This window comes from Peptoniphilus asaccharolyticus DSM 20463 (assembly GCF_900176115.1).
GTDB lineage: Bacteria > Bacillota > Clostridia > Tissierellales > Peptoniphilaceae > Peptoniphilus > Peptoniphilus asaccharolyticus.
Genome location: NZ_FWWR01000009.1, coordinates 93,935 through 107,448 on the forward strand (window position 1 = coordinate 93,935; position 13,514 = coordinate 107,448).

A 13,514-nucleotide genomic window follows, 5' to 3' on the forward strand; every position below is an offset into this window, starting at 1 on the left:
ATGAAAAAGAAAAAGAAACTGTTCAATAGTTTGCTGATTATTCCACCTGTTAGCATATTAATGGTGTTTATATTTGTGGCAATAATATTTCACGTTGTGATGAAGAGTTATATAACGGACATAACTGCGGACTCCATAAGCGAAGAATTTGAATCGAGATTTATAGATACAACACACAGTACGAAATTTTCTTTGGATATGGACAATAATATATATTTTCCGGTGCATACAATAATTACAAAACCTAATGAAGATCCATATTCATTTATAGGAGATTGGTACACCGATAGAGAAAAAATAGAAGCAGAAGAAATTTTAAATGAAGTGGCTATGAAAGAGACGTGGAAAGATGAAAAAATTTCCGTGAACATAGGAGAGCAATCATATATAGTCGGCAGAAAATTTTATGAGGGATATTTTGACGGCTATTTCATATTTGACGAAGGCAGTCCAAAAGATTTATATGAGGTGATAACTTATATAAATACAACATCAGTTCAAAGTATAGTAAAGCTGATGGATAAGTTTATTGTAGTGCTATTCACAATCTTTGCAGGACTAAGTGTCCTATTAATTTCATTACACCTTAGAAGAATTAACATATCATTTAGAAATTTAAACAAATATCTTATCAAGGTTGGTAAGCGAGAGAAGAATATAGAAAAAGCTGATGTCTTGTATGAAGAATTTGAAAGTGTGGTAGATACTATAGATCACATGTCTGATTTAATAGATAAATCAGAACAACTGCAAAAGAATTTCTTTCAAAATGCATCTCACGAATTGAGAACCCCATTGATGTCTATTCAAGGCTATACAGAGGGAATAATGCATGATGTAATAAATAAAGAAAAGGGACTTGAAGTAATTTACAATCAAAGCCAAAAGATGTCGAAGTTAGTGGACGATATATTGTATTTATCAAAATTTGAAAATAAAGAAATTAAGGAAAAGAAAGTTGATATAGCTGGAATAATCTATGAATCAACCAATAATATTTCGTTTAGTAACGGGAAAAATTTAGAATTTAAGATAAATTTGCCAGATGATTTAGAATTTATTGGAGATGAAGAGCTGATAGAAAAAGTATTCGACAATATAATCTCAAACGCTCAAAGATATGCAAAGCACACTATAAAAATTGATGGAACAAAATTAGAAAATTTAATAAAAGTAGAGATAACTGATGATGGAGATGGAATAGATTCTTCTGAAATAGGTCATATATTTGAAAGGTTTTACAAGGGCAAAGGTGGAAACTTTGGAATAGGGCTTTCCTTGGTAAAAGATATTATGAAGAGATACGGAGATGTATATGTAAGCTCAAAAGAGGGCGAAACTACATTTACATTAGAATTTAGAACCTAAAATAATTTCTGACCAACAAAAGTGATTTAACTTTATATTGTATAAGACACATAAAAAATAAAAAGACGACTGGGAACGGTCGTTTTTTTGATTTAAGTAAGATCTTAAAATAATGGGTAAAGATAAACTACTTGAATAGGAGGAATAATTATGAAAGATATATATTTAGCTGGCGGATGTTTTTGGGGATTAGAGGACTATTTTAAGCGTATAGACGGAGTTTTAAAAGTGACCTCGGGATATGCAAATGGAGATGTAGAGACAACAAACTACCAACTCATTAAGCAGACAGGCCACGCAGAAACAATTCATGTTAAATATGACGAGTCTAAAGTATCTTTGAGAGAACTGCTTTTGTACTATTTTAGGGTAGTTGATCCAACCTCATTAAATAGACAAGGTAATGATGTAGGCACACAATATAGAACAGGGATTTACTATACAGATGATTTGGAAGTTGAAACAATTAAAAAAGTGATTGAGGAGAAACAAAAAAGTTATACACAGACAATTGTGGTTGAAGTTGAACCTCTAAGACACTATATTTTAGCGGAAGAATACCACCAAGATTATTTACTAAAAAATCCTACAGGATATTGCCATATAGATGTTATGAAAGCCTATGAGCCATTGGTTGATTCTGAAAATTATGTAAAGCCGAGCGATGAAGAAATAAAAGAAAAACTGACAAAAGAACAGTACGAAGTCACTCAAAACAGTGCAACAGAGAGACCGTTTGAAAATGAATATTGGGATACAAAAGAAAAGGGATTGTACGTAGATATAGTTACAGGAGAACCACTCTTTGCATCAAAAGATAAATTCGATTCATTCTGTGGATGGCCAAGCTTTACAAAACCAATCTCGCCTGAGACTGTAAAATATAGCCAAGATAATAGCTTTAATATGAAGAGAATAGAAGTTAAGAGCAATGCTGGGGACTCACACTTGGGGCATGTCTTTGAAGACGGACCGATAGAAAAAGGTGGGTTGAGATACTGCATAAATAGCGCTTCAATTAAATTTATCCCAGAAGAAGATTTAGAAAAAGAAGGCTATGGCGAATTGAAAAAATATATTTAAACTAAGAGGAGATTTGATGAATATTATTGAAAAATCAACCTCATACGAAATTCTAAAAAAATTCAAATTCAGATGGTTTTGCTTTGAGAGAGAAGTTATTTGAATTTGCTGATAAATATAAAAAAGAATATATTTTAAACCAAATTCTGCTGAATGGATTTTGGTGGGAATAGATTTTAGGAAAAGAGGATTATTTTAGATAGTCCTCTTTTTTGTGCAACAAGATGTTAGGTATACTAAATAAGAAGTTTAGTATGGCTATAATCTGCCACACTATACATAGCACAATTCAAAATAAAAATATCCATTAGCAAAACTAACGGATATTTTCAAATAACTATTTAAATAAGAAATGTGCAAAAGGTGCAGCTAAAAGTATTGATAGCGCAACTCTTTCAAACCAAATGATAAAGTAATCTCTCATCTTTAGAGGGATTTCAGTACTTAGCATTGAAGGAATTGAACCACTGAAGAACAATATTTCAGAAACACAAGTTACACCGACAACAAATCTTGTAACCATTGCAGATTCTGCCATAGGCATAGCAGGTAGGAACATTTCTGCAATACTCATTGAAAGAGATTTTGCCGCCAAAGCTGCGTCAGGAAGACCAACGATATAAGTAAATGGATAGAAAACATATCCCACAATATCAAATACAGGTGTGTATTTTGCAATTATAAGTCCAATTGAACCAACTGCCATAAGTGATGGAGCCATAGCTAATGCAAGCTTGATACCATCAGTGAAGTTCTTTTTAGTATTTTCTACTACCCCAGGTGCAGCACTAGAAACTTCAAGTGCAAAATTAGTAGCAACAGTTAATTTGTTTTGTTTAATATCTTTTTCTACATCACCTTCAATACCATTGTAGTATTCGTCAGATTTTTTAGATAATGGATATATTCTTGATGTAATAGCAGTAACTAAGAATGTAACTATAACTGTAACTATAAAATATTGAGTCCAGTGAGTTTCCATAAAGCCAAGAGTTTTCGCAACTATAATCATAAAAGTAGCAGAAACAGTTGAGAACCCAGTTGCTATAATACAAGACTCTTTCGCAGTATATTTACCTTCCTTATAAACACCATTTGTTATAAGTAGGGCAAGCGAATAAGAACCCACGAAGGAAGCAACAGCATCTATAGCAGAACGGCCAGGAGTTTTAAATATAGGCATCATTACAGGACGCATGAACACGCCAACAAATTCCATAAGACCATAAGAAATTATAAATGCCAAGAATACAGAACCTATAGGTATGATAGTTGTAACAGGTACGACAACCTTGTTGAATACAAATGGAATCATGCTCTTTTCCATCAAACCTTCAGGGCCGATATTGAAAACAGCCATTATTACAAATGGAATAGCTAAGATGTTTATAAAAGTGAAAACAGTTTTGATTTTACTTTTTTTCCATGTTCCCTTAACAAATGGATAGATAACACCAGCTATTACAATAATTAATCCGTAAACTTCCTTGTAGTGAGGTATAGTTTGGATTGCAGATACTATATGGTCAAGAGGAATTGAACTTTTACCATTAAAATTAATAGGCACAAAAAACATAAAAATTCCAAAAAGACTATACAGTACAAATCTTGAAAGCGCTTTACTTCTGTTTTTAATCATATAAAATCCTCCTTTTTTCTTTAATTATAACACTACATAGTTATGATAACAAATTATCGGAATAAATTATTATATAATGAGACGCACTAAGAGATGCGAGGTAGGATGGTTTTCCAATAAACCCGTAGGGGACGCACGAACGGACATGAGGCCGTCCCGTTTGCCCACAAACCAAACGAAATCCAAAATCGTTGTTGAAATGTTGGTATTGGAATTGGGAAATAGGATATAAGAATTTTAAGAAAACATAAGATGAAAAATAAACCCGTAGGGGACGCACGAACGGATGTGAGGCCGTCCCGCCGTAGCCCAAACCAAACGAAATCCCAAACCATTTACGAAACATGAATGTTGAAAATTATAACCAAAAAATCATTTGAAAATCACAAACTGTATCATCCACGAACTGTCACGGGCGGGCTTCGCTACGCTCTTGCCGCCCCTACGCAACATATACAAAATAAAAATATTAAAACCACACAAACATTACCAAACATATCAAAAACCAAACATTTTAAGCGCAATATCAAATGTTGAGATATCCAAAAATATAGTGTAATATTTATTGACGGAGGTATTACATGAATTCTGAAAAAATGGCCAATCAACCAGTACCCGAACTGGTTTTAAAAATATCAATACCAATAATGATTTCAATGCTTATACAAGCTTTATATAATATTGTGGATTCAAAATTCGTATCTATGATTGACGAAAAAGCATTTACAGCAGTTTCAATTGCATTTCCTATACAAAACTTGATGATAAGTTTGGCGATTGGAGCAGCAGTGGGTTCAAACTCGCTGTTATCAAGAAGTTTAGGAGAAAAAAATAAAGAACTCACAAGCAAAATAGCATTTAACAGTTTTTTCCTATGTGTAGTGCATAGTATAATTTTTATAATTTTTGGACTTGTCTTGTCCAGAACCTATTTTGAATCACAAACTACAGATCCAATGATAATAAAATATGGAGTTGAGTATATAGGTATAATCACGGGAATACCGATCTTTGTATTTGTGCAAATAATGACAGAGAGACTTTTACAAGCCACGGGCAAAACTCTATTTACCATGCTTTCTCAAGGTGTGGGGGCAATAGTAAATATAATTTTAGACCCAATATTGATTTTTGGAATGTTCTCCATGCCGGCAATGGGAGTAAAGGGAGCTGCAATAGCAACAGTTATAGGGCAGGGGATAGGTTCATCTATAGCTCTATTAGCTAACCATTTTTACAATAAAGAAGTTGCATTTAACTTCTCAAAACCGGATTTTGACACAATTAAAAAAATATATGATGTGGGATTGCCAAGTTTTGCACTCATGTCCATAACATCTGTGGCAGTATACTTTTTAAATAAGATACTAAGTCAATTTTCAGATTCAGCAGTTGCAATATTGGGTGCATATTTTAAGTTGCAAAGTTTTATATTTATGCCTTTGTTTGGACTTACAAATGGTATGGTATCAACTTTGGCATATAATTATGGAGCAGCTAATAAAGATAGGTGCAAGGAGATAATAAGCTTTTGTATGAAAGGTGGATTTATAATTTGTACAGGTGGATTTATAATATTTCAGATTTTTCCAGGACAACTTATATCATTCTTTAACCCATCTAAAGAAATGTATGATTTAGGAATAGTAGCACTGAGAATTGTTTCGACATGTTTTATACTAGCCGCATATAATATAGTCGCTGCGGCAACTTTCCAAGCACTTGGAAATGGAATGATTTCATTTTTCTCATCATTGGTAAGACAAATTATTGCACTTGTGCCGTTAGCATATGTACTATCATTTTTAGGTAAGATAGAATATGTATGGGCTTCTTATTTAATAGCGGAAATAATAAACTTTGTTTATTCAAAGTACTTTATAGAAAATTTCACATACAAAAAAATTAATGAAAGAGTTCTCACAATAAAAGGCTAAATATTGATTTTACAAAGTATTTATTGTATTATATAGACAATTAAAAAAGATAATTAGGGAGGCATGAAATGGCTAAAGCTAAATTTGAAAGAAACAAACCACACGTAAACATAGGAACAATAGGACACGTAGACCACGGCAAAACAACACTAACAGCAGCAATCACATTAGTACTAAACAAAAGATTCGGATCAGGAGAATTCGTAGACTACGCAAACATCGATAAAGCACCAGAAGAAAGAGAAAGAGGAATCACAATCTCAACATCTCACGTAGAATACGAAACAGCAAACAGACACTACGCACACGTAGACTGCCCAGGACACGCTGACTATGTAAAGAACATGATCACAGGAGCAGCACAAATGGACGGAGCGATCCTAGTATGTTCAGCAGCAGACGGTCCAATGCCACAAACAAGAGAACATATCCTATTAGCAAGACAAGTAGGTGTACCAAAGATCGTAGTATTCCTAAACAAAGAAGACCAAGTAGATGACCCAGAACTAATCGAATTAGTAGAAATGGAAATCAGAGACCTACTAAGCGAATACGACTTTGACGGAGACGAAACACCAATCGTAGTAGGATCAGCACTAAAAGCATTAGAAGATCCAGACGGAGAATGGGGAGACAAAATCCTAAAACTAATGGAAGAAGTAGACACATACATTCCAGAACCAGTAAGAGACATAGACCACCCATTCCTAATGCCAGTAGAAGACGTATTCTCAATCACAGGAAGAGGAACAGTAGCAACAGGAAGAGTAGAACAAGGAACAGTAAAAGTAGGCGACAACGTAGAACTAGTAGGACTAACAGAAGAAAGAAGAACCCTAGTAGTAACAGGAGTTGAAATGTTCAAGAAACAACTAGACCAAGCCCAAGCAGGAGATAACATCGGAGCCCTACTAAGAGGAATCCAAAGAGATGAAATCGAAAGAGGCCAAGTACTAGCAGCACCAGGAACAATACACCCACACACAAAATTCGAAGCCGAAGTATACGTACTATCAAAAGAAGAAGGCGGAAGACACACACCATTCTTTAACGGATACAGACCACAATTCTACTTCAGAACAACAGACGTAACAGGAGATATCCAACTAGCAGAAGGCGTAGAAATGGTAATGCCAGGAGACAACTCAACATTCACAGTAACACTAATCACACCAATCGCAATGGACGAAGGACTAAGATTCGCTATCAGAGAAGGTGGAAGAACAGTAGCATCAGGAGTTGTATCAAAACTTATCGACTAATTAAAAAAAACAAGTACCTCAGAGAAATCTGAGGTATTTTTTATGCCAAAAAAACGTAGAGGCGAAAAACAAACCCGTAGGGGGCACGAACGGATGTGAGGCCGTCCCGCCGTAGCCCAAACCAAACGAAATCCAAAATCGTTTACGAAATATTGGTGTTGAAAATCATCCACCAAAAATTATTTGGGAATCACAAACTATATCATCTACGAACTGTCACGGGCGGGCTTCGCTACGCTCTTGCCGCCCCTACGAAACAGACGGACTTCGCTACGCTCTTCGCCACTACGGCAATACATAATACCCCACAAAAAAGGGACGGTGATAAAAACTCCGTCCCAAAAATCTATTATCTTTAATAAAATCTTTCCACATCATTGTCGAAATAATGTTCAAGTTCAGTTGGATCATATACGCCCTTGTCAGTTACAACACCACGAATCAACTTTGGTGGAGTGATGTCAAAAGATGGATATATCGCCTTAACACCTTTCGCAGTCCAATCACCTAACACAAGAGCCGGATCTCTCAACTCAATCTTTATATCATCTCTTGAAAACTTATCATCATCAGGAATACCAGTTACAAAATACGGAACATCAAACTCCCTTGCTAAAAGAGCAATTTGAAAAGTACCTATCTTGTTTGCAACATGACCGTCCCTTGTGATAGTGTCGGCGGCAGAAGTGAATAAATCTATCCCTACATTTTCCATCAGATAAGCCGCCATATTGTCCGATATAACAGTAGTTTCAAAACCCATTTCACTACAGCAAGTTGCAGTTAGACGTGCACCTTGATAATAAGGTCGAGTTTCGCAACAATAAAAACTCGCCAACTTACCATTTTCTTTTAAAGTTCTAAGCATCATTCCGATAATAGTTTCTCCAAAACATTGAGTAAGCACCTTACCATTGTCGGGAATCAAACTACATAAATGCTTTGCAACCTTGTTCATAGTAAAATATCTTCTGTTTAAAGACTCCACAGTGTTTTCAAAAATCGCATTGATGGGGTCTAAATTATTTTCAATTGCATTAATTGCAACAGCTACAGAATCTTCAGTTATCTTTCTCATTCTGTTTGCAGTAGTAGGGCGAGCATTAGAAATTCTATCAGAAGCAGCTCTTAAAAAATTTATTTTTTCCGCAACTTCCAACTCACGAGCCTCGTAAGCCGCAAGAGCCATTCCCATCCCAGCAGCAGTGTAAGGACCGGCGCTTTGAGTGACCATGTCGGTGATAGCCTGAGCAACCTCACCATGAGAATTACACTCCACAAACCTAACCTCTTTAGGATAAATCCGTCTGTCTAAAATTCTCACACGTCCATCTTCATACCAAGCCACATTCTCATATTGGAGCATAAAAGGTAAATTATAATCTTGTCTTTGCATACTATCCCTCGAAATTCTCTAAAATCTTAATAATTAAATTTCTGAAATTTTCAGAAGCAGCCATAGCCACATCCTCAACCTCGCTACCATCCATATTTTCTATCCTATCAGAACTGTAATTAGTTGCCAAAGATAGACATAGAACTTTAATCCCACAGTGTCCAGCAGTAAGTGATTCAGAAATAGTGGACATGCCGACCAAATCTCCGCCCAAAAGTCTGATGGCTCTTATCTCAGCCGGAGTTTCAAAAAAAGGCCCGACAGTGAAGAAGTAGATGCCCTCTTTCAAAGAAAAACCAAGTTCAATCGCAGACTTTTTAGCCAATGCACGTAAATCCTTGTCATATAAATTGTCGATAGGATAGAATCTCTCGCCAAACTCTTCCAAATTGTTCCCACGAGTTGGAGAAACACAACCAAAATTCAAATGGTCAGTTACAACGCAGATGTCTCCAGGGTGGAAATTGTAGTTCACAGCTCCCGCAGCATTAGTAAGCACAATAGTTTTAACCCCTATAAGCTTTAAAACATATATAGGAGTTGCAAGCTCATTATAATCATAACCCTCATAGTAGTGGAATCTGCCGGACATACAGATTACTTTTTTGCCAGACAAAGTTCCGTAAATAAACTTGCCCGGGTGACTTTTAACAGTAGAAATCAAAAATCCGGGTATGTCCTCATAAGGTATTTCAATTTTATCTTCCATATCATCAAGTAAAGAGCCGAGCCCAGTTCCAAGCACAATTGCAAAATCAACCGACTCACCTATCTTAGACAAAATATAATCAGCACTATCTCTATAAATTTCAAAAACTTTTTCTTTTAACATAACGTACCTCTGTATATTTATTTCAATTCAGTATATCATAATTGTAAATATAATTTTATATTTGAAATATAAGAGGTGTAAAATGAATTACAGAAAAATATTAGTAGAAGCCGGTAAAAAATTGTATAGTACAAAATTAGTTGCAGGCACAAGTGGGAATATAAGCCTTAGAGGAGAAGACGAAGACAGCTTTTATATAACACCAAGCGGAATGGACTATGAAAAGATAGAAGAAAAAGACATAGTTAAAATACACGCAGATGGCAAACCATACATAGAAGGGCAAGTCCCATCATCAGAATGGCAGATGCACCTTGAAATATATAAAAATTATCCTAAATACAACGCAGTAGTCCATACACACTCAACATTTGCCACAGCATTTGCAGTGGCGAGAGAAGAAATACCACTTATTTCAATAGAGATGGAACCATTCATAGGTGGGGAATTGAAAGTTGCGCCATTTGAAAAAGCCGGTTCAATGGAACTTGCAAAGGCGATAATACCATATTTAGAAAAGCCAAATTCATGCCTATTGGCAAACCACGGAGTTTTGTGTTGCGGAGCAAGTATGGAAAAAGCATTTTTATCAGCCGAATACGTAGAAGACTTGGCAAAAATATATTATTACGCAAAGGGAATAGGAAGAGTATATACGATAAATGATTAGTAAGGGCGCTGGATGGTGTATGAACAAATATGATATTTTAACATCGTAGGGGGCACGAACGAATGTGAGGCCGTCCCGCCGTAGCCTAAACCAAACGAAATCCAAAATCGTTTACGAAACATTGGTGGTGGAAATTTATTAAACAAAAATGATTTTTGAAATATAATTAATAAAATTAAATAACATTTTCGTAAATCGTAGGGGGCACGAACGGAAGTGAGGCCGTCCCGCGTAGCCCCAGCCAAACGAAATCCAAAGACGTTTACGAAACATTGGTGGTGGAAATTTATTAAACAAAAATGATTTGGAAATCACAAACTGTATCATCCACGAACTGTCACGGGCGGGCTTCGCTACGCTCTTGCCGCCCCTACAAATTGTTGCTCCCATGGGTCACGGTACGCCCTCCCTCGAGCTCCCTCCCCCTACACCCTCAAAACGCTTTTAGGGAAAATACAGAAAAGTCTAAGACTTTTCACGATTTTTATGGTGTACGAATAAATATGATGTTTAACATCGTAGGGGACGCACGAACGAATGTGAGGCCGTTCCGCCATAGCCCCAGCCAAACGAAATCCAAAATCGTTTACGAAACATTGGTGTTGGAACTAACACACCAATAACCAACAACCAACAACCAACACACCACCCAAAACAAACAAATGCTACAATAATATTTCATAAAATTACAAATCTGTAACAAAACTGTAATTTTACATTTAAACATAATAGTGTATAATAATAACAACGAGGAACAATGACAACTAAATATTAATCCATGTGACTAATGTTTTACTTGTCACCTCTAAAAGACTGTTAGTTCAAACAGTCGAGCAAAAGTTTAAGACTTTTGTAGGTCTACAAAATTTTTAAGGAGGTCGAAAGACAAGATGAACAAGAAATTATTATCTCTAGTACTAACACTAGTAATGGTACTAGGAACATTCACATCTGTTTTCGCTGCCGAAACTAAAACAACTGAAAAAGTTGAAAAAATCACTGGTAAGGATAACAAAATCCAATACGTAGTTGACAAAAAATTAGTTGAAGGTTACAAAGATGGAAGTCTAGGACTAGACAAAAACATTACAAGAGCTGAAATCACTAAGCTTTTAGCTATTGCTAATGGAAACAAAGACTTAGCAGCTAAATTACAAGGTGCTATGAAACTTTACAGCGATGTTGATAACTCACATTGGGCAAACGGCGTTATCACTGTAGGTACAACAGTTCCTTCAGCAACTAACGGACAACCAATGCTACAAGGTTACCCAGATGGATCATTCAAACCAGAAAACAACGTAACATATGCAGAACTTGCAAAAATGTTAGTAGTTTTAGTTAAAACTGATCTAACTGCAGACATGGTTAAAGAAGCTAACGCTAAATGGGCTGGTCTATGGTTAACATGGGCACAACAATTAGGAATTCTTGATGATGTAACTGTTGCTGATTCAAACGCAGCTGCTAACAGAGGCGATGCTTTCACAATGGTATACAACGCTCTTTACAAAATGCAAAACTTCAGAAGAACTGCAGCTAATGAAAAATTAGGTGTACTTTCTTCTCTAAACAGAGACAAATTAGTTCTTAACCAAGATGCTAAAGAACAAGAATACACTATCACAACTGATACAGTATTTGTAAATGCTAATAGAGTTGAAGGAAATAATGCTAATGTAATTAAAGTTAAAAATATTACTAACCCAGACTTCTACCTTGGATCATTAGTAAGAATCATAACTAATGACAAGAAAGAAGTAACTCACATTCTTGAACTTGGTAATCCATCAGCTTTAGCTTTAAATGCTGATGCTAACAGAGTAGTTAAGAATTCAAGATGGAATGGCGTTGCTGATTACACAGTAGAAACTGGATTAACTAATGTTTCTAAATTAACTAATGATAAAATGCAACCAGTATTTGATGGTTGGGTTAAAGTTAACTTTAGAGCAAATGATACTAAAGTAGATTCTTTAACTTTCCAAGATGGAGCTAAAGATGTAGTTACAGTAGGAATTAACAGCGATACAAAAGTATTTGTTGCTAACCCTGCTAACAACATTATGAAAGAAGTTAAAGATATTAACGAAGCTATGTCTTTAATCGGATACAACCAAGCAAGATGGAATATGATTCCAAATGTATATGCAGGTTTTAACCAAGATGGACATAAAGCTGTAGTTGATGCTTTTAACCAAAATGACAGAAATACTGCTAAAGTTGTAGTATTCAACGTAGTAGCTAAATCAGCTAAAACTGAAATGTTCAGAGTAGTTAACCAAGCAAGTTCTTTAGGTAATGCAACTCTTGAAGATACTGATGGAAAAGTTTATGACAGAAACTTCTTTAACAATATGTCAGCTTTCCCATACAACTATGGAGATCTTTATGATGTAATTAAAGTTAATTACATGACAAATGCTAATACTGATGGACTTGAAACAGTTATCGATCACAGCGATAAAGTTAAATTCCCAGTAGTAGAAGTTAAAGGATTTGCTAATGATAAGAGAGTAATTGATGTTGTTGATAAATATGGCGATATGTCTTCATTAGACGTTAGAGATGCTGATATCTTCAATGCAAAACAATACAGAGATTTAAGAGTTGGAGATAAACTTCAATTTACTGTAGAAAAAGGAACTATAAAAGTAGAAGTACTTTCAATTCTTCCAGCAAACACAACTCTTGAAGGATCAATCCAAAAGATGCTACCTAATATTAGCAACAGAACAAGAGTAGGTATGGTAACTAATGTTGGCCAACAAGGTAATGACTATATTGTAGATATGAAAGTATTCAGAGATAACTTTAATTCTGATGCTAACTACGAAACTAAGACTTATATTGTAAACAAAGAGGATGCAGACTATTTAGCTAAACTTGTTGCAAAAGATGTTAAGGTTCAATATGAAGTTCAATCTACAAATGATAGAAACTTAGATGGTAGAGCTTATAACTTCAAGGTTAATGATTTAACTCTAAAAGCATATTTAGAAAAAGTTGCATTAGATGCAGCTAAAGCTGATTTACAAAAAGCTATTGATTCAGCTAAAGCTAAGTTAGAAAATGTAAAAGAGTCTGCAGATGGTACAGATGTTGCTAAAGGTGAAAAATGGGCTACAAAGGCAGACAGAGACGCATTTAAAGCAGCTATAGACAAAGCTGAACAAGCTATGGGTAATGCAAAAGTGGCAAAAGACGCAACTGATGCAAAAGCAGATTTAGGTACTGCTACAACCACATTTGATGGAAAAGTAACAACAAAAGATTAACAACTTGTAATAAAAAATCCGAGAGAAATCTCGGGTTTTTTTATGCCCT

General features: G+C 35.3%; 9 protein-coding genes. 6 read left to right on the forward strand and 3 right to left on the reverse strand.

Annotated elements, in window-relative coordinates; all coding sequences use genetic code 11:
* Complete coding sequence (locus B8869_RS01070; RefSeq protein WP_084229921.1) at nt 1-1,368, forward strand: sensor histidine kinase; 1,368 nt, start codon at nt 1-3, stop codon at nt 1,366-1,368.
* 150 nt (nt 1,369-1,518) lie between these two features.
* Nucleotides 1,519-2,451, forward strand: a complete 933-nt coding sequence (msrB, locus tag B8869_RS01075; RefSeq protein ID WP_084229922.1) for a peptide-methionine (R)-S-oxide reductase MsrB — start codon at nt 1,519-1,521, stop codon at nt 2,449-2,451.
* Between the two features lie 337 nt (nt 2,452-2,788).
* Here msrB and B8869_RS01080 read toward each other — a convergent pair whose 3' ends face one another.
* Nucleotides 2,789-4,090 carry a YjiH family protein gene (locus B8869_RS01080; protein WP_084229923.1) on the reverse strand — a complete coding sequence of 434 codons (1,302 nt, stop codon included), beginning with the start codon at nt 4,088-4,090 and terminating at the stop codon, nt 2,789-2,791.
* 581 nt (nt 4,091-4,671) lie between these two features.
* Between B8869_RS01080 and B8869_RS01085 the strand changes: the two genes are divergently transcribed.
* Both B8869_RS01085 and tuf read left to right on the forward strand, forming a co-directional pair.
* Complete coding sequence (locus tag B8869_RS01085; RefSeq protein ID WP_084229924.1) at nt 4,672-6,027, forward strand: MATE family efflux transporter; 1,356 nt, start codon at nt 4,672-4,674, stop codon at nt 6,025-6,027.
* A gap of 68 nt (nt 6,028-6,095) precedes the next feature.
* On the forward strand, nt 6,096-7,289 hold the full coding sequence (gene tuf, locus B8869_RS01090; protein WP_084229925.1) for an elongation factor Tu: 1,194 nt from the start codon (nt 6,096-6,098) through the stop codon (nt 7,287-7,289).
* Between the two features lie 355 nt (nt 7,290-7,644).
* On the opposite strand, the gene B8869_RS01095 is transcribed toward tuf, so the two are convergent.
* Complete coding sequence (locus tag B8869_RS01095) at nt 7,645-8,685, reverse strand: s-methyl-5-thioribose-1-phosphate isomerase (RefSeq protein ID WP_084229926.1); 1,041 nt, start codon at nt 8,683-8,685, stop codon at nt 7,645-7,647.
* Nucleotide 8,686: 1 nt separating this feature from the next.
* Entirely contained in the window at nt 8,687-9,517 is an 831-nt protein-coding gene (locus B8869_RS01100) for a purine-nucleoside phosphorylase (RefSeq protein ID WP_084229927.1), read from the reverse strand.
* A gap of 82 nt (nt 9,518-9,599) precedes the next feature.
* Between B8869_RS01100 and B8869_RS01105 the strand changes: the two genes are divergently transcribed.
* Together B8869_RS01105 and B8869_RS01110 are read left to right on the forward strand one after the other, a co-directional pair.
* The gene (locus B8869_RS01105; RefSeq protein ID WP_084229928.1) at nt 9,600-10,187 is read left to right on the forward strand and encodes a class II aldolase/adducin family protein; all 588 of its coding nucleotides are present in this window, start codon (nt 9,600-9,602) and stop codon (nt 10,185-10,187) included.
* An 890-nt stretch (nt 10,188-11,077) separates the two neighbouring features.
* A complete protein-coding gene (locus B8869_RS01110) occupies nt 11,078-13,465 on the forward strand; it encodes an S-layer homology domain-containing protein (RefSeq protein WP_084229929.1) in 2,388 nt (795 codons plus the stop codon).
* Nucleotides 13,466-13,514: the final 49 nt, after the last annotated feature.